At 71.5% G+C, this 22616-nt stretch carries 22 protein-coding genes and 1 pseudogene; 13 read left to right on the top strand and 10 right to left on the bottom strand.

Features of this window, described 5'->3' with window-relative positions:
- The first annotated feature begins 104 nt into the window (after positions 1-104).
- A complete protein-coding gene (locus ABFX46_RS22095) occupies positions 105-1307 on the top strand; it encodes a sensor histidine kinase (protein WP_346044757.1) in 1203 nt (400 codons plus the stop codon).
- Complete coding sequence (locus tag ABFX46_RS22090) at positions 1304-1984, top strand: response regulator transcription factor (protein WP_131942437.1); 681 nt, start codon at positions 1304-1306, stop codon at positions 1982-1984. Before ABFX46_RS22095 ends, ABFX46_RS22090 begins: the two co-directional genes overlap by 4 nt.
- A gap of 66 nt (positions 1985-2050) precedes the next feature.
- Here the strand turns inward: ABFX46_RS22090 and ABFX46_RS22085 are convergent, their stop codons facing one another.
- Both ABFX46_RS22085 and ABFX46_RS22080 read right to left on the bottom strand, forming a co-directional pair.
- Positions 2051-2980: a hypothetical protein gene (locus ABFX46_RS22085; RefSeq protein WP_346044755.1), complete on the bottom strand. Its 930-nt coding sequence runs from the start codon at positions 2978-2980 to the stop codon at positions 2051-2053.
- Between the two features lie 203 nt (positions 2981-3183).
- Positions 3184-3957: a hypothetical protein gene (locus tag ABFX46_RS22080; protein ID WP_346044753.1), complete on the bottom strand. Its 774-nt coding sequence runs from the start codon at positions 3955-3957 to the stop codon at positions 3184-3186.
- Between the two features lie 350 nt (positions 3958-4307).
- Here ABFX46_RS22080 and ABFX46_RS22075 point away from each other — a divergent pair, with 350 nt between their 5' ends.
- Positions 4308-4790, top strand: a complete 483-nt coding sequence (locus tag ABFX46_RS22075; RefSeq protein ID WP_346044752.1) for a CarD family transcriptional regulator — start codon at positions 4308-4310, stop codon at positions 4788-4790.
- A gap of 34 nt (positions 4791-4824) precedes the next feature.
- On the top strand, positions 4825-5286 hold the full coding sequence (gene ispF, locus ABFX46_RS22070) for a 2-C-methyl-D-erythritol 2,4-cyclodiphosphate synthase (RefSeq protein ID WP_346044750.1): 462 nt from the start codon (positions 4825-4827) through the stop codon (positions 5284-5286).
- Between the two features lie 9 nt (positions 5287-5295).
- Here ispF and fahA read toward each other — a convergent pair whose 3' ends face one another.
- From fahA to ABFX46_RS22055, 3 genes are read right to left on the bottom strand one after another with little or no spacing between them, the layout of a single operon-like run.
- The gene (fahA, locus tag ABFX46_RS22065) at positions 5296-6513 is read right to left on the bottom strand and encodes a fumarylacetoacetase (RefSeq protein WP_346044748.1); all 1218 of its coding nucleotides are present in this window, start codon (positions 6511-6513) and stop codon (positions 5296-5298) included.
- Positions 6510-7292, bottom strand: coding sequence for a hypothetical protein (locus ABFX46_RS22060; protein ID WP_346044747.1), 783 nt, complete (start codon positions 7290-7292; stop codon positions 6510-6512). Before ABFX46_RS22060 ends, fahA begins: the two co-directional genes overlap by 4 nt.
- A 28-nt stretch (positions 7293-7320) precedes the next feature.
- Positions 7321-8487: a DUF2637 domain-containing protein gene (locus ABFX46_RS22055; RefSeq protein WP_346044745.1), complete on the bottom strand. Its 1167-nt coding sequence runs from the start codon at positions 8485-8487 to the stop codon at positions 7321-7323.
- Between the two features lie 215 nt (positions 8488-8702).
- On the opposite strand from ABFX46_RS22055, the gene ABFX46_RS22050 reads away from it, so the two are divergent.
- The 7 genes from ABFX46_RS22050 (at position 8703) to ABFX46_RS22020 (ending at position 15589) form a co-directional block, all read left to right on the top strand.
- Complete coding sequence (locus tag ABFX46_RS22050; protein ID WP_346044743.1) at positions 8703-9452, top strand: DUF6585 family protein; 750 nt, start codon at positions 8703-8705, stop codon at positions 9450-9452.
- A gap of 94 nt (positions 9453-9546) precedes the next feature.
- Positions 9547-9915, top strand: a complete 369-nt coding sequence (locus ABFX46_RS22045) for a YciI family protein (RefSeq protein WP_346044741.1) — start codon at positions 9547-9549, stop codon at positions 9913-9915.
- Positions 9912-11180: an RNA polymerase sigma factor gene (locus tag ABFX46_RS22040; protein ID WP_346044740.1), complete on the top strand. Its 1269-nt coding sequence runs from the start codon at positions 9912-9914 to the stop codon at positions 11178-11180. The genes ABFX46_RS22045 and ABFX46_RS22040 overlap by 4 nt, the downstream gene beginning before the upstream one ends.
- Complete coding sequence (locus ABFX46_RS22035; protein WP_346044739.1) at positions 11167-12054, top strand: alpha/beta fold hydrolase; 888 nt, start codon at positions 11167-11169, stop codon at positions 12052-12054. The genes ABFX46_RS22040 and ABFX46_RS22035 overlap by 14 nt, the downstream gene beginning before the upstream one ends.
- A gap of 69 nt (positions 12055-12123) precedes the next feature.
- On the top strand, positions 12124-13518 hold the full coding sequence (gene cysS, locus ABFX46_RS22030; RefSeq protein WP_346044738.1) for a cysteine--tRNA ligase: 1395 nt from the start codon (positions 12124-12126) through the stop codon (positions 13516-13518).
- Positions 13519-13649: 131 nt separating this feature from the next.
- The gene (gene rlmB / locus ABFX46_RS22025) at positions 13650-14561 is read left to right on the top strand and encodes a 23S rRNA (guanosine(2251)-2'-O)-methyltransferase RlmB (protein WP_346044736.1); all 912 of its coding nucleotides are present in this window, start codon (positions 13650-13652) and stop codon (positions 14559-14561) included.
- Between the two features lie 95 nt (positions 14562-14656).
- Positions 14657-15589, top strand: a complete 933-nt coding sequence (locus ABFX46_RS22020; protein WP_346044734.1) for an EamA family transporter — start codon at positions 14657-14659, stop codon at positions 15587-15589.
- 5 nt (positions 15590-15594) lie between these two features.
- Here the strand turns inward: ABFX46_RS22020 and ABFX46_RS22015 are convergent, their stop codons facing one another.
- The 3 genes from ABFX46_RS22015 to ABFX46_RS22005 are packed head-to-tail and all read right to left on the bottom strand — an operon-like array spanning position 15595 to position 17671.
- Complete coding sequence (locus tag ABFX46_RS22015) at positions 15595-16767, bottom strand: RNA polymerase sigma factor (RefSeq protein ID WP_346044732.1); 1173 nt, start codon at positions 16765-16767, stop codon at positions 15595-15597.
- Positions 16764-17111: a YciI family protein gene (locus ABFX46_RS22010; RefSeq protein ID WP_346044730.1), complete on the bottom strand. Its 348-nt coding sequence runs from the start codon at positions 17109-17111 to the stop codon at positions 16764-16766. Before ABFX46_RS22010 ends, ABFX46_RS22015 begins: the two co-directional genes overlap by 4 nt.
- Positions 17108-17671 (bottom strand): dihydrofolate reductase family protein, encoded by a 564-nt coding sequence (locus ABFX46_RS22005; RefSeq protein WP_346044728.1) that lies wholly within the window; start codon positions 17669-17671, stop codon positions 17108-17110. Before ABFX46_RS22005 ends, ABFX46_RS22010 begins: the two co-directional genes overlap by 4 nt.
- A 161-nt stretch (positions 17672-17832) precedes the next feature.
- Here ABFX46_RS22005 and ABFX46_RS22000 point away from each other — a divergent pair, with 161 nt between their 5' ends.
- The gene (locus tag ABFX46_RS22000; protein ID WP_346044726.1) at positions 17833-18426 is read left to right on the top strand and encodes a hypothetical protein; all 594 of its coding nucleotides are present in this window, start codon (positions 17833-17835) and stop codon (positions 18424-18426) included.
- Between the two features lie 762 nt (positions 18427-19188).
- Here the strand turns inward: ABFX46_RS22000 and ABFX46_RS21995 are convergent.
- Positions 19189-19605, bottom strand: a complete 417-nt coding sequence (locus ABFX46_RS21995) for a hypothetical protein (RefSeq protein WP_346044724.1) — start codon at positions 19603-19605, stop codon at positions 19189-19191.
- Between the two features lie 1923 nt (positions 19606-21528).
- Positions 21529-21884 (bottom strand): annotated as a pseudogene (locus ABFX46_RS21990) (transposase); the annotation flags it as partial.
- A 12-nt stretch (positions 21885-21896) separates the two neighbouring features.
- Here ABFX46_RS21990 and ABFX46_RS21985 point away from each other — a divergent pair.
- Entirely contained in the window at positions 21897-22610 is a 714-nt protein-coding gene (locus ABFX46_RS21985; protein WP_346044723.1) for an integrase, read from the top strand.
- Positions 22611-22616: the final 6 nt, after the last annotated feature.

Here is a 22616-nt window from a genome sequence, read left to right as displayed (position 1 = left end):
CGCTGTGAACGGTCCCGGAGGGGAAGGTGAATTTTCGGCTAACGGAGTGCTCTGACCTGGGCCGCCGGGAAGGGTGGTCCGGAAAGCCGCTTACGATCCGAGGTGTGGAGGTCGAGATTGTGGCGAGCCTCGCCGGGCTCGCCGGGCTCGCGATCGGGCTCACGACTGGATTGGCGGTGCGCGTGAGCGAGCGGTCCCAGCGGATACCGGCGCCCGCGGCCCCGGCGGGGTCGCTGCCCCCCGGCGTCGCGTCGGTGCTGAGCGTCCTGCGGTCCTCGGCCGTCGTCGTGGACGGCGAGGACCGGGTGCTGCGCGCCAGCTCGGCGGCGCGCGCGTACGGCCTCGTCAGCGGGGACCGGCTCGTCGTGAACGAGGTCCTCGCCATGACCCGGCTCGTCCGCCGGGACGGGGAGATCCGGGAGACCGAGATCCAGGTCGGCCCGACGACCGTGCGGAGCAGGCTGGACGGGCGCTGGTTCGCGGTGCGGGTCGCGCCGCTCGGGTCGCACGGGCTCGTCCTCGTGCTCGCCGAGGACCTGACCGACATGCACCGCACCGAGGCGATACGGCGCGACTTCGTGGCGAACGTCAGCCACGAGCTGAAGACGCCGGTCGGCGCGCTGTCGCTGCTGGCCGAGACCGTCGAGGGCGCCGCCGACGACCCCGAGGCCGTCCGCCGGTTCGCCGGGCGCATGCAGTACGAGTCGGTGCGGCTGAACAACCTCGTCCAGGACCTGATGACGCTGTCGCGCGTCCAGGGGGACGAGCCGCTGCCCGACCTGAAGCCGGTCGTGCTCGGCGAGGTGATGGTGGAGGCGCTCGAACGGTGCCAGTTCAAGGCGTCCGCGAAGGACATCGAGCTGGCGTCCGGCGGTGAGGGGGACGTGCGGGTCCGCGCCGACCAGGAGCTGCTCGTCACCGCGCTGCGCAACCTCGTCGACAACGCCGTCGCCTACAGCCCCGAGCACACCCGGGTGGTGGTGTCGACCCGGCGCCGCGACGACGGGCACGTCGAGATCAACGTGTCCGACCAGGGCATCGGCATCCCGGACAGCGAGATCGGCCGGATCTTCGAGCGCTTCTACCGGGTCGACCCGGCGCGCTCCCGGCGGACCGGCGGCACCGGGCTCGGCCTCGCCATCGTCAAGCACGTCACCGGCAAGCACGGCGGCGACGTGACGGTGTGGAGCAAGGAGGGGCACGGGTCGACGTTCACGATCCGGCTCCCGCTGCTCGACGCCCCGTCCCGTCCCGCCGCAGGTGCGGAACAACCCCCACAGGACATCGCCCGGGAGGCAGAAACGTGACCCGCGTTCTCGTCGTGGAAGACGAGGAGTCGTTCAGCGACGCACTGTCGTACAACCTGCGCAAGGAGGGCTTCGAGGTGGCGGTCGCCGCCACCGGCCCCGACGCGCTGGACATCTTCGAGCGCAACGGTGCCGACCTCGTGCTGCTCGACCTGATGCTGCCCGGCCTGCCGGGCACCGAGGTGTGCCGGGAGCTGCGCGCCAGGTCCAACGTGCCGGTGATCATGCTGACCGCGAAGGACAGCGAGGTCGACAAGGTCGTCGGGCTGGAGCTCGGCGCCGACGACTACGTCACCAAGCCGTTCTCCACCCGGGAGCTGATCGCCCGGATGCGGGCCGTCCTGCGCCGCCAGGGAGAGGCGGACGAGCCGGCGCCCGCGACGCTGGAGGCCGGGCCCGTCCGGATGGACGTGGAGCGGCACATCGTCAGCGTCGGCGGCGAGCCCGTCCAGCTGCCGCTGAAGGAGTTCGAGCTGCTGGAGGTGCTGCTGCGCAACGCCGGCCGCGTCCTGACCCGGATGCAGCTGATCGACCGCGTGTGGGGCGCCGACTACGTCGGCGACACCAAGACGCTGGACGTGCACGTCAAGCGCCTCCGCGCGAAGATCGAGGAGACCCCGTCCGCGCCGCGGTACATCGTGACCGTGCGGGGCCTCGGCTACAAGTTCGAGCCCTGACGCACGGCGAAGAAGAACGGCCCGTCCGGGGTTCGGACGGGCCGTTCTTTCGTGATGCGGGACCGGTCAGTGGCCGGCGGCGGCCGGAGTCTCGGAACCGCCGGGGCTCGCGGGCGCGCCCGGGGTCTCGGACGTGCCGGGCGTCGGCTCACCCGAGGCGCCGGGGCTCGGGCTCCCCTGCGGACCCGTCGCGCCCGGGCCGGGGGTGCCGGCCGGCTGCTCGGTCGGGGTGGCCAGCGGGTAGGTCGCGTAGTCCTGCTGGTGCGGCGCGATCGGCACCTGGAACTCGACGCTGCCCGCCTTCTCGAACTGCATCCGCACCGGGACGGTCGACCCGGCGACCAGGTTGCTCGCGGTCAGGCCGGTGAGCACCACGAGCGGCTGGTCGCCCGGGCGCGGGGTCGTCGGCAGGCCGCTCTCCTGCGGGCCGGCCGTGTTCTGCGACGTCGGGGTGCCGGTCGTGGTCGGCGCGGCGCCCGCCCCGGCCGTCGGCTGCGGGCTCGTGCCGCCCGTCGGCTGCCCCGTGCTCTGGCCGGTCGGGCTCGCGGAGGGGCTCTCCTTCGCCGGCTTGCCGAGCAGCGGGACCATGCTGCCCGTCCCGTCCGCCGCGGCGCCCGGCAGGGCGATGGTGCCGCCCGCGATCTTCGCGCCGCTGAAGGCGGGGGAGCTGACCGAGACCAGCCGGTCCTCCCGGCCCTGCACCTGGTTGATCATCACGCCGTACAGCGGCAGCGCGTCACCGGGCTTGAGCGAGCCGTCGGGGCCCGCGCCCAGCAGGAACATGTTGCGCAGGTCGATCTGCGATGAGTTCGGCTTGTCCAGCGGCACCGACACGTTGACGCCCTCGGACAGGCGGGTCGGGTAGGCGGACTGGGGAGTCTCGCCGGCGCCGCAGCCGGAGATCACCGGCGCGAATGCGACGGCGCCCGCGACGGCGAGCACGACCACTCGACGGCTGTTTCGGATCACGGCGTCGGTCTCCTCGCGAAGTGTCATCAGAAGATGTGACATCGAAAAGTTGTGAGAGCGGCGTGAGATACGCCAGAGGAAGCGTAGCGAGACCCCGCCGCGGATCCGTCTTCGGGGTCGCCGACACGCGTGCGCATGGCCTGAACAATGCTCGCGGACGGGCGGACCATGCGCGGTGCGCCGCCCGAATCCGGCGCGGCCCCGCCGGTCAGCAGGTGCGGCCCCGCCGGTCAGCCGGTGCCGAGGGCCTCGACGCGGGCGGTGAGGTCGGGGCCGGGCCTCGGCGCGTGGACGATCTCGGTGACGACGCCGTCCGGCTGGACGAACACGGCGGTGAGGCCGGTGCCGGTCGGGCCGCGTGTGCCGGGCTCGGGGGCGTAGGCCGCGGCGAGGACGCCGTCCCGGTCCTCCAGGATCATCGGCATCCCGTCGTGGGCGGTGCCCGCGCAGGCCCGCAGGTCCTTCAGCGACGCCGCCTTCCGGTCGCCGGCGGGGCGCGGGTCGGCGACGAGCCAGAAGTTGAGCCGGTACTGCCGCGTCTTGCCCGCGAGGTCGGCCACCACGCCCTCGCACTCGTAGGCGGCCGGGACGATGGCGATCACGCTGGGCCGGAGGTTCCGCAGCGGGGTGGACGTGCGGCCGTCCGCGACGATGTCGACCTCCCGGTCCGGCAGGAGTCCGCCGATCGTGCCGGGGTCGGCGGAGGGGCGGGGCGCGAGCTGCGCGCCCGTCGGGCGGGGCACCGGGCGCGGCCCGAACGCGGTCATGAGCACCCCGCTGAGCAGCGCGACCAGCAGCGCGCCCGCGATGATCGGGATCGCGACGCCGAACCGGGTCACTGGGCCGGCCAGCCGTCGCAGCCGCCGCCTGCGCCGCCGGCGCCGCTCCTCGCGGTGGTAGGCGGCCATGTCCCGCTCGAGCTCGCGGGCGTCGTCGGGCACGACGACGTCGACGTGCGGGAGCCCGTAGTCGTCCCGCTCCGGGTCGCCGCCGTCCGGCCTCACGCCGCACCTCCCCTCGGGCTCGCGTCCGCACGGGCCGCCGTCCTATTCGGGGCCTTCCGGGCGCTTCGTACCCGCGCCGCCCGGCATGCTCACCTCCAGTATGGAACGCATCCGCGCGGCGGGCGGGACGGATGCTTGTAACGGGCCTCCCCTTACCGGTAATGGTGTTCGGATGGGATCCCGGTGATCCATCGGCTACGCTGAGTACGGGGAACTGGACGCCGATGCACCATTAAAGGGCTTTGTCAATACCCCAATATGTGGCTTGACCTGCGGATATGCCGGGAAGGCCGGTTCAGGCACACTCGTTTCCGTGCTACCCTGGTCCTAGCGGAAGGGGTACTTGTCACATGACTTTCCAGGTCGGCGACACCGTCGTCTACCCCCACCATGGGGCTGCTCGGATCGAGGCCATCGAGACTCGCACCATCAAGGGTGAGGACAGGACCTATCTGGTTCTGAAGGTTGACAAGGGTGACCTGACAGTGCAGGTCCCGGTCGAGAACGTCGAGGACGTGGGCGTCCGGGACGTCGTCGGCCAGGAGGGGCTGCAGAAGGTGTTCGAGGTGCTGCGCGCACCCTACACCGAAGAGCCCACCAACTGGTCGCGCCGGTACAAGGCGAACCTTGAGAAGCTCGCGTCCGGCGACGTCAACAAGGTCGCCGAGGTCGTCCGCGACCTCTGGAGGCGCGACAAGGAGCGCGGTCTGTCCGCCGGTGAGAAGCGGATGCTCGCGAAGGCACGCCAGATCCTCGTCAGTGAGCTGGCGCTCGCCGAGAAGACCAACGAGGACAAGGCAGAGGCCCTGCTCGACGAGGTCCTGGCCAGCTGAGCGGCCGACCGAGTTGACCGAGCGGCTTCCACGGGTGGGCGTCGGAACCGACGTCCACCCGTTCTCGTCCTCACCGCGCCCTCTCAAGGTCGCGGGTCTCGAATGGCCCGGTGAGGGCCACGGCCTGGCCGGCCACTCCGACGGCGACGTCGCCGCGCACGCGGCCTGCGACGCGCTCCTGTCGGCCTCCGGCCTCGGCGATCTCGGCGCCGTCTTCGGCACCGCCGACCCCCGCTGGTCGGGTGCGTCCGGCGTCGACCTCCTGCGGGAGGTCGCCCGCCGCGTTACCGAGGCGGGCTTCACCATCGGCAACGTGGCCGTCCAGATCGTCGGCAACCGCCCCAAGATCGGCAAGCGCCGCGCCGAGGCCGAGAAGACGCTCACCGAGGCGCTCGGCGGCGCACCGGTGACGATCTCCGCCACCACGACGGACGGCCTGGGCCTGACGGGCCGAGGCGAGGGGCTCGCGGCCATCGCCACCGCTCTGGTCTTCTAGGGCCGTCTTCTACGGCTGGGCGGGGTGGACGGTGCCCGTCACCTCGCCGAACGTGATCCGGGAGCCGGCGGCTCCCGGGGCCTGAGCACGGATCGTCACCGTGTCGCCGTCCTCCAGGAACGTGCGCTCGGTGCCGTCGGGGAGCTCCAGCGGCTCCTGGCCGTTCCAGCTGAGTTCGAGCATGCAGCCGCGCTGGTCGCGCTCCGGGCCCGACACCGTCCCGGACGCGAACAGGTCGCCGGTGCGCAGCGGGGCTCCGTTCACCGTGGCGTGCGCCAGCTGCTGGGGCGGCGTCCAGTACATCGACGCGAACCGCGGGCGCGCCGCCACCTGGCCGTTGATCAGGACCTCCAGGTGCAGGTCGAGGCCCCACGGCTCGTCGCAGCGCAGGTAGGGCAGCGGCGCCGGGTCCTGGACGGGCGGGGACACGCGCGCCGGTTCGAGGGCCGCGACCGGCACCACCCACGACGACACCGACGTCGCGAACGACTTGCCGAGGAACGGCCCGAGCGGCTGCGACTCCCACGCCTGCAGGTCCCGTGCGCTCCAGTCGTTCACCAGCACGAACCCGAACACGTGATCGCGGAACGCGCCGGCCGGGACGCCGCGCCCCGCCGGGGACGGGACGCCCGCGACGAACCCGACCTCCGCCTCGAAGTCCAGGCGCAGCGAGGGGCCGTAGGTGGGCTCGGCGTCACTGGACACGCGGCGCTGCCCCGACGGCCGGATGATCGGCGTCCCGGACGGGTACACGGTCCCCGCGCGGCCGTGGTAGCCGACCGGCAGCCGCTTCCAGTTCGGCGTCAGCGGGTCGCCGTGCGGCCGGAACATCCGTCCCGCGTTCACGGCGTGGTGCTCGTTCGAGTAGAAGTCGACGTAGTCGGCGACCTCGAACGGCCGCAGCAGCTCGACGTCCGCGACCGGGATCAGGTGCGGCTCGACCCGGGCGCGGTAGGACGCGTCGGTGAGCAGCTCGGTCACCCGCTCGCGGTTCGCCCGCCAGGCCGCGCGTCCGGCGACCATGAAGGCGTTCAGGGAGCCGGACGCGAAGTAGTGCCGGTCCTCGACGAGCCCGGCGGCGGACATCTCCGCCAGGTCGAGGACGCGGTCGCCGATGGCCACGCCGACGCGGGGCAGCTCGCCGGGGCGCGCGAAGACCCCGTACGGCAGGTTCTCGATGCCGAACCCGGCGTCCTCGTCGACCTCGACCCACGAAACGGTCGTCATGGAGACATATCTTCCCCCGTGTCCGGCATCAGACCCGCCGCGCGCAGATTCGTGCGGCAGGCGCCGAGATCGCGGACGGTGAACGCGGCGAGGAGACGCCGGGCGGCCCGCGCCGCGTCCTCGGGCAGGGCACGGACGTCGTCGGCGAGGCGTGGGGCATCGGTGCGTTGGAGCGTCCGGCGGACGTCTCGTTCACCGGCCGCGGCGTGCGCCGCGGCCAGCAGCACGTTCAGGAACCCGTGGCCGGACGACCCGCCCGCCCCGTCCGCGCACGTGAATTCGAGGCCGCGCTCGGCGCAGGCGGAGATGAACGCCGCCGACGCGGTCGTGGTCGCGGTGCCGAGGGGCGCGCCGTGGTCGCGGGCGGCGGCGATGCGGTCCAGCGCGTCCCGCCAGCCGGGCGTGGGACGCACCCCGATGCGCGCGGGGACCTCGGACGGCAGCCGCGCGAGCGTCACGGCCACGGCCCGCGCCTGGTCGGCGTCCGGCGGGACGGCGATCTCCAGCGCCGACGGCCGGACGCGCGGCTCGGCCAGGGCGGCGTCCAGCGCCTCCGGCAGCTCGTCGATCCCGGTGTCGGCGACGAGGACGAGGTCGAGGAGGTCCTCCGGGACGAGATGCGCCCGCAGCTCCGCGAACCGGGATGCGGGGCAGCGCAGCCGTCCGGCGACGGGATCGCGGACGGCCGCGCGGTAGGCGGGCAGCGCCGCGCCGATCGGGGCGCGGTCCGGCGGGGAGAGCGCGGCGTCGTCGAAGAGCCGAGCGAGTAAGGCGCCCATGCCCGTCCCGTACCCCGGGCCCGCCGCGCTAGTCGACCGGCGGGGTGGGGCCGCTGCGGAAGTTGCTGGACGGCGGCGGGTTCCAGTCCTCGGCCGGGGGGTCGCCGGCGTCGGGGTCCTCGGCGCGGTCGGCGGGCGGCGTGTCGTGGAGGTCCTCGTCGGCGCCGGGGATCACGAAGTCGGGCCGGGTCGTGGACGCCACCGGACGCTGCTCGGCGGCGTCCTCCCGGTCACGGCCGCGGACGAGTTCGACGTCCGTCGGCAGCAGCGCCGGAACGCGGTCGAGCGGCGGCCGCGGCGCCGGTAGCGCGTCCAGCGGCGGCGCCGGCTCGGACGACAGACCGCCCCCGTAGCCGAGGGGCTCGTCGTGCCTCGGCGCGGCGGGCTCGTCCTCGGCGCCCGGGGCCTCCCGGGCCTGCTCGCCGTCCTGCCGCTCCTCCGGTGCGCTAACCGCGATCTCGTGGCCGTCCTCGGCCTGGACGGGCTCCGGCGCGCTCGCCTCGGCCACGCCGGGCACATCTGGGACGGTCCCGGCGCCGGTCCCGGGCTCGGCGGGCCAGGGCGCGTGCGGGTCCGGAGCCTGCTCGGCCGGCGGCTCCGGGAGGAACGGGATCAGCGGCTCCTCGTCGGCGGACTCGGACGGCGGCTCGGCGGCCGCCGGGGCCTCTAGCGCGAGCGGCGGCGCGGCCGGCTCCAGCACCTTCACATGGCCGCGCTGCGTCTCGACGGGCGCGGCCTCCTCGGTGGCGGGGCGGGCCACCCGGATCTGCTTGAACATCGTCAGCCACAGCCAGATCGCGATCACCAGCATGACGTGCGGCGCCACGGCGACCCCCGCGCGCACCGCGTCCTCCGGGAGGGAGCCGTAGCCCCACACCGAGTGCTGGACGGAGGCCGCGGCGCCCCCGGCGGCGAGCACGAGCAGCAGCGCCCAGCGCAGCAGCCGCGTCCACCAGCGGGCGCCCCGGGTGACGACCAGCGACAGGATCGTCATCGCGACGAGGGTGTCGGCCATCGCCGGGTACAGCGGCGCCCAGCGGCGGCTCACCCGCCCGGCGAGGGCGAGTTCGCGCAGGACGTCGTAGGTGAGCACGTACGCGGCGGCCGCGAGCGCGGCGACGACGAGGCCGGCGAGGGCGGTCAGCAGCCGCCGCTGGCCGCGGCTGTAGGACGGCGGGGTGCGATCAGATGGCATGGGGTCTCGTTCCGGGGAGGGCGCCTGAGTGATCCTCAGCCGAGATTAACCAGCCGGGACGGAGGCGAACCGCAACTTCTTGGTGATCACATTGTCGCTGCGCACCATAAGGGGGGAGACGTACGGTATGGACGACGACATCCCGAGGGGAGGCTGCGATGCCGTACGGCTGGTTCGTGGACGGAACGCGGACCCGAACGGCCGGGTAGCGCGGCATGGCGTGGCCTCACGACCGCCCGGCCGGCCGGCTGGGCGAGCCGATCCGCATCTTCGACGGCAGGGCCGCGGGCCGCCGCACGTGGGCATGGCTGGGCCTGCTGGGCCTGGCGTCGGCGTCGCTGATCCCGGCGGCCGTCGTCTACCTGCACGACCGCGCGTGGTGGGTGGGCGTCCCGGCGCTGCTGCTCTCGATGGGCTACGCGGCCGCCGCCGGCTGGATCGCGGGCCGCGACCGCCCGCGCCTCCGCCACCGGGTCGCCCGCCTCTACACCGGGGGCCTGTCGCTCACCGGACCGGGCGGCGAGGCCGGCTACACGTGGGACGAGCTGGCCTCGGTGACCGTCTCGGGCCGGTCCCGGGGCCCGCGGGTCCGGTGGTGCTTCACGGTCGTGGCGGACGACGGCCGCGTCCTGCGCCTCGAAGACGACATCCCGGACGTCCGGACGCTGGGGGTGGCCGTCGCGGAGGAGGTGACGGCCCGGATCGTCCCGCGCCACCTGGAGGCGGTCCGGGCGCGCGAGACCGTGCGCCTCGGCGCGTTCACCGTCGACCTCGACGGTGTCGAGAAGGACGGCGAGCGGCTCCCGTGGAAGGAGGTCCGCGACGTGGCGATCGACAACGGCATGGTGACCGTGCACGCGCGGGCCGGCCGGCCCGACCTGACGGCGGTCGCCTCGCAGACGCCGGACGCGCTGGCGTTCGCGGCGCTGTGCCACCGGCTCGGGGACCTCGCCGGATCGTCCTGAAGAATCTTTCGCGGGGGATGTCGAGAACCCGCCCGCCGCTCCGATCGTTCTGTGACGAGTGGCCGTCGCGGCCGCTCAGGGCAAGGAGCGAACCATGAAGTACATGCTGCTGATCTACAACCGTCCCGGCTTCGTGGAGGAGCTGACGGAGGCCGAGCGCGAGGCGCTGTTCGGCGAGGTCGACGCGATCATGCAGGAGCTGACCGAGTCGGGGGAGATGGTCGGCGGGGACGCGCTCGCCGACCCGTCCCGGACGAAGACCGTCCGGGCGGGCGCGGACGGGCAGCCGGCCGTGACCGACGGCCCGTTCCTGGAGGCCAAGGAGCACTTCGCCGGCCACCTCACCGTCGACGTCGAGTCGGAGGAGCGGGCCGTGGAGATCGCCTCGCGCTGGCCGGACGTCCGGTACGGCGGGCGCATGGAGGTCCGGGCGATCATGGACGGCGCCGGGACGGAGATGTGAGGACGCCCCCGGCCGTCGAGGACCTGCTGCGCACCCTCGCGCCGCAGGTCCTCGGCACGCTCGTGCGGCGGCACGGCGCCTTCGACGCCTGCGAGGACGCCGTGCAGGAGGCGCTGCTCGCCGCCGCCGTGCAGTGGCCGGGGGACGGCGTCCCAGAGCACCCGCGCGGCTGGCTGCTGACCGTCGCGACGCGGCGGCTCACCGACCAGTGGCGCAGCGAGCGGGCCCGCCGCGACCGGGAGGCCGCCGTGTTCGCCCGGGACGCGGTGCTCGCTCAGGAGGTCGAAGGTCCGGGCCCGGACGAGGAGCGCCCCGGCGACCGGGACGACACGCTGACGCTGCTGTTCCTGTGCTGCCATCCGGCGCTGTCGCCGCCCTCGCAGGTCGCGCTGACGCTGCGCGCGGTGGGCGGCCTGACGACCGCGCAGATCGCGCGGGCGTTCCTCGTCCCCGAGGCGACGATGGCGCAGCGGGTCAGCCGCGCCAAGCAGAAGATCCGGGCGGCGGGGGCGCGGTTCGCCCTCCCGCCGGCCGGGGAGCGGGACGAGCGGCTGCGGGCCGTCCTGCACGTCCTGTACCTGATCTTCAACGAGGGCTACACGGCGTCCAGCGGGCCGGACCTGCAGCGCGCCGACCTGACGGCGGAGGCGATCCGGCTGGCGCGGGCGCTGCACGGGCTGCTGCCGGGGGACGGCGAGGCCGCGGGCCTGCTCGCGCTGATGCTGCTCACCGACGCCCGCCGCCCGGCGCGGACGGGCCGCGGCGGGCTGCTGATCCCGCTCACCGAGCAGGACCGGACGCTCTGGCGGCGGGACGCCATCGAGGAGGGCACGGCGCTGATCACCGACGCGCTCACCTGGTCGCCGCCCGGCCCGTACCAGGTGCAGGCCGCGATCGCCGCCGTCCACGCGGAGGCGCGGCGCCCGGAGGACACCGACTGGGCGCAGGTCCTCGCGCTGTACCGGCTGCTGGCGCACCTGTCGCCGAACCCCATGGTGACGCTGAACGAGGCGGTCGCCCTGGCGATGGTCTCCGGGCCGTCCGCCGGGCTCGACCTCCTGCGGACGCTGGACGGCGACGACCGCATGGCGGGACACCACCGGCTCGCGGCCGTCCGCGCCCACCTGCTGGAAATGGCCGGAGACCCGGAGGCGGCGCGGGACGCCTACCGGGAGGCGGCGCGGCGCACGACCAGCCTGCCGGAGCGCCGCTACCTCGAATCCCGCGCGGTTCGACTCAATGGAGAAGACAATGAACACGCTTGATGTCCCCGGCGCGAGCCTGCACTACGAGATGCGCGGTGCCGGACCGGTGCTGCTGCTGATCTGCGGCGGTATCTACGACGCGGCCGGATATGCCGGTCTCGCCGGTCTGCTCGCCGACCGGTACACGGTCGTCACCTACGACCGGCGCGGCAATTCGCGCAGCCCGCTGTCCGGGCCGCCGTCGGTGCAGAGCGTCGCGGAGCACGCCGACGACGCGTCCCGGCTGCTCGCCGCGGTGACCGGCGAGCCCGCGTTCGTGTTCGGCAACAGCTCGGGCGCGCAGATCGCGCTGGAGCTGGCGGTGCGGCACCCGGAGCAGGTGCGAGCGCTGATCGCGCACGAGCCGCCGCTGCTCGGGCTGCTGCCGGACGCGGCGCACTGGGAGTCGGTCATCGCGGACGTGGAACGCGCCTACCGGGACGGCGGCGCAGGCCCCGCCATGGGCGTCTTCGGCGCCGCGATGGGCATGGCCGGCGACGACGAGCCGGCGGAGACCGGAGAGGCACCGGAGGCGGGAGAGGCGTCGGAGGCGACAGGGGCAACGGGGGCCGGAGAGGCGCCGGAGGAGCCGCCGTCCCCGGAAATGCTGGAGATGTTCGCGCGTTTCGAGAAGAACACCGACTTCTTCGCCGGGTACGAGGTGCCGGGATTCGGGCGGCACGCGCTCGACGTCGCGGCGCTGCGCGGATCGTCCGTCCCGGTCGTCGTCGCGGCGGGGGAGGCGTCCGCCGGGGAGCCGCCGCACCGGGCGGCCCTCGCGCTCGCCGAGCGCCTCGGCACGTCCGCCGAGGTCTACCCGGGCGACCACGGCGGTTTCGGCGCCGAGGCCGAGGCGTTCGCGGCCCGGCTGGACGCCGTGTTCGCGAAGGCGTGACCCGCCGCCATGGGGCCGCGCCGCGCAATGCACGGCGCGGCCCCGCGCCGATCCAATAGCCTTGTCCCTGTGAGTCTGCGCTTTTACGACACCGGCACCCGCAGCGTCCGCACGTTCGAGCCCCTCGAAGAGGGCCGCGTGGGGATGTACGTGTGCGGTGCGACCCCGCAGGCATCACCGCACATCGGGCACCTCCGCTCGGGCGTCATCTACGACGTGCTGCTGCGCTGGCTGCGCGCGTCCGGCTACGAGGTGACGTTCGCCCGCAACGTCACCGACGTCGACGACAAGATCATCGCGGTGGCGGCGGAGCGGGACGTCCCGTGGTTCGCGGTCGCCGAGGGCAACCAGCGCGTCTTCACGCAGGGCTACGACCTGCTCGGCTGCCTGCCGCCGACGGTCGAGCCGCGCGCCACCGGGCACGTCCCGGAGATGATCGTGCTGATCCGCCGGCTGATCGAGAAGGGCCACGCCTACGCGGCGGGCGGCGACGTGTACTTCGACGTGAAGTCGTGGGCGGACGAGTACGGGTCGCTGTCGAACCAGCGGCTGGACAACATGCGGCCCACCGGCGACACGCCCAACGAGGACGCCAAGCGCGACCCGCGCGACTTCGCGCTCTGGAAGGGCGCGAAACCGGGCGAGCCGTTCTGGGAGACGCCCTGGGGCGACGGGCGCCCCGGCTGGCACCTCGAATGCTCCGCGATGGCGACGAAGTACCTCGGCCCGACGTTCGACATCCACGGCGGCGGCGTCGACCTGATCTTCCCGCACCACGAGAACGAGATCGCCCAGTCCCGTGCCGCCGGCGACGGGTTCGCCCGCTACTGGCTGCACAACGGGCTCCTCACCGTGGACGGCGAGAAGATGAGCAAGTCGGTCGGCAACGTGGTCCTGCTGCCGGATCTGCTGGGCAAGGCCCGTCCGGTGGAGGTGCGCTACTACCTGGCCTCGGCGCACTACCGGTCCCTCATGGACTACACCGACGCCGCCTTGGCCGAGGCCGTGTCCGCCTACCAGCGCATAGAGGGTTTCGTTACGCGAGCCTCCGAGTTGGTGGGCGCGGTTCCGGCTTCCTCGGTGCCGTCCGAGTTCGCCGCGGCGCTGGACGACGACCTGGGCGTCCCGCAGGCGCTCGCGGTGCTGCACGAGACCGTCCGGGAGGGGAACAGCGCCCTCGCCGCCGGCGATCGGGACGCGGCGCGGGATGCGCTCGCATCCGTGCGGGCGATGGCGGACGTCCTCGGCATCGACCCGCTGTCCCCGCAGTGGAGCCGTACGGGCGAGGAAGACCTGCGTCCCGTCGTGGACGCCCTGGTGGGTGTGGCACTGGAGCAACGTCAGGCGGCGCGCGCGCGGAAGGACTACGCGGCCGCCGACGCGATCCGCGACGGGCTCGCCGACGCCGGAATCCTCGTCGAGGACACCCCGCAAGGCCCCCGATGGGAGCTCAAGCGGGACTGAGCGGCGCTCCACGCCGGATAAAATCGAACGTTCGCGGGGGTGTCGTCGCCGTCCCGCTGAGATCGGAGCCGCCCCGGCAGCCGCGAGGGCGAGCGAGCACGCAATCGTCATCGCGAGGGGCGTAACGGACAATGGCCAAGCGCAAGGGCAAGGGACCCACTCCCAAGGCCGAGGACCGGCACTGGCACGGCAAGCGCCAGAAGGCCCGCGCCGTCAAGAACGCCAAGCGCACCGGCACGCCGACGCTCGGCCCCGGCGGGCGCGCGAAGCCCGCCGCCGCGCCGGCCGCCGGACGTCCGGCCGGGGCGCGGCGCGCGAACGGCGAGGTCCCCGAGCTCGTCACGGGCCGGAACCCGGTCGTCGAGGCGCTGCGGGCGGGCGTTCCGGGCACGGCGCTGTACGTGATGTCCAGCACCGACGAGCGGGTCCGGGAGTCGATCCAGCTGGCCGCCGACCGCGGCGTCCCGCTGCTGGAGACCGGCAAGAACGAGCTCGACCGGCTGACGGACGGCGCCGTCCACCAGGGCATCGCGCTGCAGGTCAAGCCGTACCGGTACGCGCACCCCGACGACCTGCTCAAGGGCACCGCCCCGCTGATCGTCGCGGTCGACGGGATCACCGACCCGCGCAACCTCGGCGCGATCGTCCGCTCCGCCGCCGCGTTCGGCGCGACCGGCGTCGTCGTCCCCGAGCGGCGCGCCGCCGGGGTCACCGCGGGCGCGTGGAAGTCGTCCGCCGGGACGCTCGCGACGTGCCCCGTCGCGCAGGCCACGAACCTGACGCGGCAGCTCAAGGCGTACCAGAAGGCGGGCTGCTTCGTCGCCGGGCTGGACGCCCGCGGCGGCGTGACCGTCGGCGACCTGGAGATCGCGTCCGGCCCGTTCGTGCTGGTCGTGGGCTCGGAGGGCAAGGGGCTCGGACGGCTGGTCGCCGACACCTGCGACATGCTGGTCACGATCCCGATGCCGGGACGGGCCGAGTCGCTGAACGCCGGGGTCGCCGCCGGCATCGCCCTGTACGAGGTCAGCCGCCTGCGCGCCTGACCGCTCGAGAATCACTTCAACGGGAATAATCTCAACGTTCAGATACTTATCGTTCATGTATCTGTTCCCCCCGACGCTCCGTTGAGGTGATTCTCGTGACCGCCCTCGCGGCCCGGCGGACGCCGCGCGCCCGCTACGCCTCCGACCTCGCCCTCGCCGCCTTCGCGCCCGCGAGCTGGGGCACCACCTACGTCGTCACGACCACCCTCCTGCCCGCCGACCGCCCGCTGCTGGCCGCCACCCTGCGCGCCCTGCCCGCGGGGCTCGTCCTGCTCGCCGTCACCCGCCGCCTGCCGCGCGGCGACTGGTGGTGGAAGTCGATCGTCCTCGGCATGCTGAACTTCGGCGCGTTCTTCCCGCTGATCTTCTTCGCCGCCTACCGGCTGCCCGGCGGGGTCGCCGCGACCATCGGATCCGTGCAGCCGCTGGTCGTGGCGCTGCTGTCGCTCGGCATCCTGCGGGTCCGCCCGGCCCGCGCCGTCCTGCTGTCGGCACTCGCCGGAACCGGCGGCGTCGCCCTGCTCACCCTGACCGCCGACGCCCGCCTCGACCCGCTCGGCATCGCCGCCATGCTCACCGCGACGTCCCTCATGGCCGTCGCGATCGTCCTGGCGAAGAAGTGGGGACGTCCCGAATCGCCGCTGGTCATGACCGGCTGGCAGCTCACGGTCGGCGGCCTGGCGCTGCTGCCGCTGACGCTGCTCACCGAGGGCGTCCCGTCGTCCGTCACGGGTGAGAACGTGCTGGGCTTCACCTATCTCGGAATCGTCGGCACCGCGATCGCCTACGCGCTGTGGTTCCGCGGAATCGACCGCCTGGCCCCCACGTCGGTGTCGCTGCTCGGCCTGACCAATCCGATGGTGGCGACGATGGCGGGCCTGCTGATCCTCGGCCAGACCCTCACTTTCTGGCAGGTCATCGGATTCACCATCGCCCTGGGCGCCCTGGTCGCCGGCCAGACCTTCAACAGGACGCCCGCCCCGCCCGCGCCGGTCGCGCCGATTCCACAGCCGGCCGGACGCGCCTGAGCCTTTTACGGCCGTACACCGACCCGCCGCTTTTCGAGAAAGGCCCGCTCTGTCTCATTCCCGGTACGCGCGATGGCCGCGGCGTAAGCCTCCGCGGCCTCCGCGTTCCGCCCGAGCCGCCGCAGCAGGTCGGCGCGGACCGCGTGGAACAGGTAGTACCGGTCGAGATCGAGCTTGCCGACAAGCGCGAGACCGGCCTCGGGCCCGTCGATCTCGGCCACCGCCACGGCCCTGTTCAGCGCGGCCACGGGAGTGGGCGCCACGGCCATCAACTGGTCGTACAACTGGAGAATCTGGCCCCACTCCGTGTCCTGCGCGTTCGCGGCATCACTGTGCACGGCGTTGATGGCCGCCTGAATCTGATACGGCCCAGGGCGGTCGATCTCCAGACACCGCCGGACGAGCGCCTGCCCTTCGTCCACGAGCCCGCGATCCCACAACCCACGGTCCTGGTCGCCGAGCAGGACCAATTCGCCATCCCTGATGCGAGCGGCCTTACGCGACTCCACGAGGAGCATCAGCGCCAGCAACCCCAGCACTTCGGGCTCGTCCGGCATGAGTTCCTTGAGGACCCTTCCCAGCCTGATGGCCTCGGCGCCGAGTTCGCCCCGCCCGGCATAGCCTTCGTTGAACACGAGATAAATGACGGCGAGCACCCCGGAGAGCCGCTGCGGAAGCTCGGCTTCCTCGGGCACCCGGTAAGGAATCCGCGCGTCCCGGATCTTGCCTTTCGCCCTCACGAGCCGCTGCGCCATCGTCGCCTCCGGCACGAGGAACGCCCGCGCGATGTCGGCCGTCGTCAGCCCGCCCAGCAGCCGCAACGTCAACGCGACCCGCGCCTGCATCGCCAGCGCCGGATGGCAGCACGTGAAGATCAGCCGCAGCCGGTCGTCCTCCACCCCGCCCACCTCGACCGGTCCGCCCTCGTGCACCAGCGCGGCCTGCGCGTGCTTCCCGTCCCGCAGGGCCTCCCGGCGCAGCCGGTCGATCGCCTTGTTCCGCGCCGTGGTGATGATCCAGCCGGCCGGGCTGGGCGGCGTCCCGTCCGACGGCCACCTGCGGACCGCCTCCACGAACGCGTCCTGCACCGCCTCCTCGGCGACGTCGAGATCACCGAAGGCCCGGGCCAGGACGGCCACCGCCCGCCCGTGCTCCTCCCGGAAGACCCGCTCGATCACACCTCACCCTGGAACGGCCGCACCTCCATCGGCAAGCCCGTCGCCTTGCAGAACCGGGCCGCGACCTTCAGCGCCGCGTCCAGATCCTCGACCTGGATGATCGTGATGCCGCCGATGTGCTCCTTGCCCTCCGTCCAGGGCCCGTCCGTGGCGACGAGCTCGTCCCCCCGGCACCGGACCATCGTGCTCGCCTCGGGACCGTGGAAGCCCCGCCCGAACACCCATGACTCCTGCATCTCCAAGTCCTGCCGGATATCCGCGAGGTCCGCCATCACCTTGTCGAGGACCTCCGGCGGCGGCGGAGGGCCCACCGGCTGGATCATGTTGAGCGCGTAGAGCTTCATGCTTCCTCCTTCTCGTACCTCACGATGACTACCCCGGTAGTCGTCGTCACCGACTCCACCAACCGCAACTCCGTCTCGACCCCCTCGAAGAGCCGCCGCCCCGTCCCCAGCACCACCGGATGCACCATCAGCAGCCACTCGCCGACGAGCCCGCGCCGCATGAGCTCCTGCGCGAGCACCCCGCTCCCCAGCACGGTGAGCCGCTCCTCGATCTGGCCGACGTCCCCGACATCGCCGATCAGCACCGAGTTGGCCCAGGGCAGGGGCTCCCGCAACGTCCGCGACGCCACATACTTCGTGGACTTGTTCAGCACATCGGTGAACGGGTTGTCCGTCTGCTTAGGCCAGTACCCGTGGAACTGCTCGTACGTCCGGCGTCCGAACAGCAGCGCGCCACTGCCGTCCCGGCCCTTCGCGAGCACGTCCCCCATGACCTGGTCGTTCCCCGGGACGGCCCACCCACCACGCGCGAACCCGCCCCGGACGTCCTCATCGACCCCTGCGGGCGCCTGCATGACCCCGTCCAGCGACAGATGCTCGACCAGCACGACCTTCCCCATGACGCCTCCTCACGTCCGACCTCTCACCCCCCACACGAACGCCGCGGCCCCGAATCGACACTCGCCCGGACCAATTTCCGCCCCGGAAGCCGACCGCCCCCCACGGCTGGAGCACCGCCCCCGATGCGGCAGGCTCATGGGAAGCCGAGGAAAGGGGCGAGATGACCGTCCCCGAGAGTGACCTAGTCCTGCGACCGGACGCCCGCGCAGGACTGATCGTCGTGACCGTCCTAGTGGTCGCCGGTGCGGGCATCGTCGCCGCGATCCTGATAGGCGACGCCCCAACGGTGTTCGCCCCGTACGTGGCCGCACTGTTCACGACGCTGGCGGTCCTAGGCATCGGAAGCCTTCTCCGAACGCGGATCGTCCTGACGCAGCAAGAGATAGTCGTACGAGGCGTGTTCTCCCAGCAGCGCCGTCCCCGCGCACAAGCAGCCGAGATCGTCCGCGCCACCATAACCGCACCCCGCGGAGCGTCCGGCGAAAGCCTGTTCATCCTGGACGCCCACCACAACCTGCTGATCAGAGTGCCGGGCGCAGCCTTCAAACGCGAGGACCTAGACCTCCTGATAGCCGAACTAGGACTGCCCTGCATCGGCTACGACCACCCAGTAGCCCCCAAGAAGTTCGCCGAAACGCACCCCGGCCTAATAACCAAGGCCGAGCGATACCCCTACCGCCTAGCGTTCGCAGCCATAGCCGTAATCTGCGCCCTAACAGCCCTAACCGCCGCAGTGATGGCAGCAACGTCCTAACCCGGAAGGCACCCACCACCCGTCGAGAACCGCCCGAACGCCCGACCGATGACCCGCCCTCACAGATGACGCGTCACGCATGGACGGTGGGGCCGACTGCTTCGATCCGACGGGCTGGCCCAAGGTGCTCGGCAACCCGCAGGGAGTCGGCACTGGCGAACTAACCGCACGCCCCCATGACACCGAACCACCCGACCCCGACGGCACGCGCCACGCGGCAAGCCATCCAACAAGCAAGCGCGAGCCCTTGAACGGCCCGGTGCCGAGAGTACGCAGCAGACGATGGCTAGCACCAGAGGCCCCTTCCGTCCGGAGGGGACCGTTGACGTGGGAGCCGGCGAGGGGACTTGAACCCCTAACCTTCTGTTGCAAGAAACCAACCACCCTACGACCGACACCATCACGACAGGTAGGCCCGTGTGCGCCCGGTCGCTGATGCCAGCAGTCGTAAGCCTCCGTTGCGGTACTTCCGTGCTGGTACAGCATGCCGCTCAAGGGGACGTCAAGCTGTGAGCTTGGAACCAACCCGATGTCACCGCTTGAGCTCACTGACCTGCTGTACAGCGCCAGTCAGTCATCCGACTCGTGTTGGCTGTCACTGGCCTGCGCCGGAAGGTTTCGCACCGGCTTGGCTTCCAGCGGCAGACCATCTACACCCAGTTGACGCCGCGCCCTTGGTGAGACCGTCATCGGTGCCGTCCAGCCCTGGTGCACGTGAATAATCTGACTCGGAACGGGGGTGACCGGATAGGTGGAGATTCCCTATGCCCAGTTGATGAGCAGCCCTTCCGACCCATCCAGGTCGGTCATCACGAGCATGACCGGTTGCCCCTGCTTGCTCCAGGTGTTCCAGACCGCCCACCCCTCGGGGCGAGGGTCCAGGTTGAGCCGCTGACATGCCGTCTCGTAGTCGTCGTCCATCCCGAAGGACATGGCCACCGGCCTCAGAAGGACGACACCGGCCAGGCGCATCCGCGGCCGGTCGTCCTCCTCGTCCAGACAGCCGTCACCTTGGTAGTGGTAGTGCCGGAGCGTCAGGGCCAACTCGTTCACGGCCCTGCGGAGCACATGCGTCTCTTCGACTTCCTCATCGTAGGTAAGCCATTCTTCGCCAGCAGCGGCGTCGACCACGGCGCGACTACGAGCTTCGACCTCTCGCAGGTATTCAGATTCGCTCATCCTGGGACTGGACACGGCGTCAGTCCGGCACGCCGTTCCCTACGGGGCCGCCTGGTTTTCCGGGGACGGGAGACCCAAAGCATCTGATTACAAGCGAGATCAAGGCCGTCCAGACATGTCTCCACGTGCCCGCTGACCAGCGCCGCAACGTCCCCGGACGTCCACACTCGTCAAAGACCATCCGACCCCATTGTTAGCGCCGCCGTTAGCCCCCTGTCCCGGAGGGTGCGCCCGCGCGAATGACGAGAAGCTGTGACAGACCGATTCGCGCGGGCGTACCCTCCGGCCCGCAGGGGGCTGGGGGCCGCGAGGTCGCTGCTTCGGGCACGTTTAAGCGACGGCTGCATAGGCCACGTTGATGATTGGCGAATCAGCGTCGGCTAATATGAACACGTCTCCGCTATCTGGAGATTCGAGCCCCTAGTGGCGGCCCTCTGGACCAAGTCGACCGAATCACGCTGGCCCCCCTTGCTGCCCTTGGCCATTAGCCGACTGGGACGTGGGCGGAGGAGACGATACGGTCTGGGGGTGAACTTGGCCGGTCAAGATTCGGAGAGTTTCGAGCGCCGCCTTACGAGCGGCGGGAGTGGTCTTCCTTCGGTTCGCGCTGACTGCGATCCATACGATCAGACCCAGGTAGCCGAGCGCGATTGCGAGGGCGGTGAAAGCGATGGGGGTATTTCCCTTGATCGCCGCCGCCCCTGACGCCAGGCCGGGAAACCCAGCTAGGCGTACACCACTATGGGTGCACGCATAGTGTCACCCTGCCCCTTCTTCTACCCATCGGACCAGTGGACGAGGAATGCCTCACCACCTGATCGGCGGACGGCACCCTGGGTAGACAGAGCGCCGCCGTCGCCTATGCCGGCTACCCAAGATCATGAGTAGGCCGAAAGGACGATCTGCGCTCCCGTGGGCGGCACTCTGCTCGGCTCGCAGCACCCACCTGCGTCGGCGCAGAACGGCCTAATCGTACCGAACTCCACGAAGGCGCGTTCTGGCTGCCAGAGCGGCCGTGCACGGCGGTGTGAACGGGACCGAACGGGACAGGCCGCATGCCCGGCTCCCAGAGCCGGGCGCGGCCGCCGGCGACGCGTAGCGGCGCCCTTGACGGCGTCCGGTTCCACGACATGCCGCACATCTGCGTCTCGCTGCGAGGTGATGATGACGATCTACGCTCGTGCGGCCGTCCGCGAGAAGCAGGCGGCGCTTCGGAAGTTGGAGGATGTGCTGGGCTGAGGCTGTTGCGGTCACCGTTGCTGTCAAAAAGCCCAGAACCTGATCTGGTTCCGGTCATTCGGGGGCAGGGGCAGGGGCGAACCGCCGACCTTCCGCTTTTCAGAAGTAGCGATCACCCTGCGGCCGTAGCGTCTCCCGAGGTCGGACGGTGGTGGACGTGCGCCCGTGGTGCTGCTTGGTTACCGACGGCGCGCGGTCGATGAGCACCCCCTGCGGGTCGTCCGTCGAGCAAGGTCGGACGGTTTTCGGCGTGCGCCCGTGGTCCTCGGTGGATGGCGTCGTTGCCGTCAACCTCTCTGGCGTTGATCTCAGAGAGACTGAGCCGCCGGTGGCTAGCTGGCAGTTGACCACGGGTCGCGTGACTGTTGCAGCGGCCATTGGACGTCGTCGGAAGCAAAGCTTTCCGATAGTAACAGTCCACTCTCCGTGGCCACCGGAGTCTGACAATGCTGTACCGGGTGGTACACCGATCAACTTGAGTAGGTCATCGCGGTGGCTCCGCACCTCGTCGGCGTGCGCGCGCAAGCTGAAGGCTCGCGCTGGCTGACGTCGGCATGCAGGTCGAACGCCTTCACTAACCCTGTGAGGAGCACGGCCACAGCTTGGATCGTGAGTTGATCCTCGGGGTCACGTCCGCTGGAGTGGTGTAAAGAGTCGATCTTCGCGTGATCCTGTTTCTGCAGGTTAAGCGGTGAGTTCTCGGTGGTCGGTCTCGGGGTCGGGTGTGGTGGCGTCGATTACTCGGAGGCGGCTTTGGCCAGGAACTCCAGGCCCATGTAGCGGCGGGCCTCGGTCCACTCGTCGGTCTGCTCCATCAGGACGGCGCCGACGAGGCGAACGATCGCGGCCCGGTCGGGGAAGATCCCGACCACGTCGGTGCGTCGCCGGATCTCCTTGTTGAGACGCTCCTGGGGATTATTCGACCAGATCTGCCGCCACAGCTGGCGCGGGAAGCCGGTGAAGGCCAGCAGGTCCTCGCGAGCGGCGTCCAGGTGCTCGGCCGCCTCAAGGTGCTTGGCCTCCAGCGAGGCGACCACGCGGGCGTGCATTCGGTGTCCTGGTACGCGCGGAACCTCGGCGGGCTGCTACTCGCCGCAGCTGGCGATGCCGCCGTGGGCCTGGGCGAGGCGCTTGCGGTGAGCATCGAACGCGTCAACGCCCTGCACGCCACGACATGCGACCTTCGGCACCCTGGCTCGCCCTCCGCGACTGTGGCGCTGGCAAGGGTCCATGACGGGTGGCTTGAACACCTGGTGCTCTCGGACTCTGTTCTCGTCCTCGATCGCCTCGACCAGGGGGCGACTGTCGTCACGGATGGGCGGCTGGCTGAGGTGATCGCGCGGTTGGACGAACCGGACGATCGCCCCGCCGTCGGCAGTGACGCGCACACGGGACGCCTGCGGAGCCGAGTGGAACGGCTCGCCGAGTACCGCAATCAACCGGGCGGCTTCTGGGTGGCCAGCACGAAACCGGAAGCGGCGCATGAGGCACTGATGGGGTCCACGCCCCTCGCCGGCCTGGACGCGGCCGCGCTGCTGAGTGACGGTGCCAGCCGGTTGGCCGACCGCTTCGACCTGATGACCTGGCCTGACGTGCTCGCCATCCTGCACAAGGACGGACCGGGGGAACTGATCGCACGGACCCGTGAGGCAGAGGCAACCGACCCGGACGGCGTGCGCTGGCCGCGTGGCAAGGCATCCGATGACGCCAGCATCGTCTATTTGGACGGTCTGGAGTTGAGACGATGCGCTGCTGGTGATTGCTGACGCTAG

Origin of the sequence: Actinomadura chokoriensis, assembly GCF_039529475.1 — a bacterium.
Lineage (GTDB): Bacteria > Actinomycetota > Actinomycetes > Streptosporangiales > Streptosporangiaceae > Spirillospora > Spirillospora bangladeshensis.
This window is presented reverse-complemented; position numbering and strand designations above follow the sequence as displayed.

Bases quoted from the DNA above. Each gene is read 5' to 3' on its own strand.
- ABFX46_RS22085 (WP_346044755.1), bottom strand. From the start codon at position 2,980: ATGACACTTCGCGAGGAGACCGACGCCGTGATCCGAAACAGCCGTCGA.
- ABFX46_RS22075 (WP_346044752.1), top strand. From the start codon at position 4,308: ATGACTTTCCAGGTCGGCGACACCGTCGTCTACCCCCACCATGGGGCT.
- fahA (WP_346044748.1), bottom strand. From the start codon at position 6,513: ATGACGACCGTTTCGTGGGTCGAGGTCGACGAGGACGCCGGGTTCGGC.
- ABFX46_RS22060 (WP_346044747.1), bottom strand. From the start codon at position 7,292: ATGGGCGCCTTACTCGCTCGGCTCTTCGACGACGCCGCGCTCTCCCCG.
- ABFX46_RS22055 (WP_346044745.1), bottom strand. From the start codon at position 8,487: ATGCCATCTGATCGCACCCCGCCGTCCTACAGCCGCGGCCAGCGGCGG.
- ABFX46_RS22050 (WP_346044743.1), top strand. From the start codon at position 8,703: ATGGCGTGGCCTCACGACCGCCCGGCCGGCCGGCTGGGCGAGCCGATC.
- ABFX46_RS22045 (WP_346044741.1), top strand. From the start codon at position 9,547: ATGAAGTACATGCTGCTGATCTACAACCGTCCCGGCTTCGTGGAGGAG.
- ABFX46_RS22035 (WP_346044739.1), top strand. From the start codon at position 11,167: ATGAACACGCTTGATGTCCCCGGCGCGAGCCTGCACTACGAGATGCGC.
- rlmB (WP_346044736.1), top strand. From the start codon at position 13,650: ATGGCCAAGCGCAAGGGCAAGGGACCCACTCCCAAGGCCGAGGACCGG.
- ABFX46_RS22010 (WP_346044730.1), bottom strand. From the start codon at position 17,111: ATGAAGCTCTACGCGCTCAACATGATCCAGCCGGTGGGCCCTCCGCCG.
- ABFX46_RS22005 (WP_346044728.1), bottom strand. From the start codon at position 17,671: ATGGGGAAGGTCGTGCTGGTCGAGCATCTGTCGCTGGACGGGGTCATG.
- ABFX46_RS22000 (WP_346044726.1), top strand. From the start codon at position 17,833: ATGACCGTCCCCGAGAGTGACCTAGTCCTGCGACCGGACGCCCGCGCA.
- ABFX46_RS21995 (WP_346044724.1), bottom strand. From the start codon at position 19,605: ATGAGCGAATCTGAATACCTGCGAGAGGTCGAAGCTCGTAGTCGCGCC.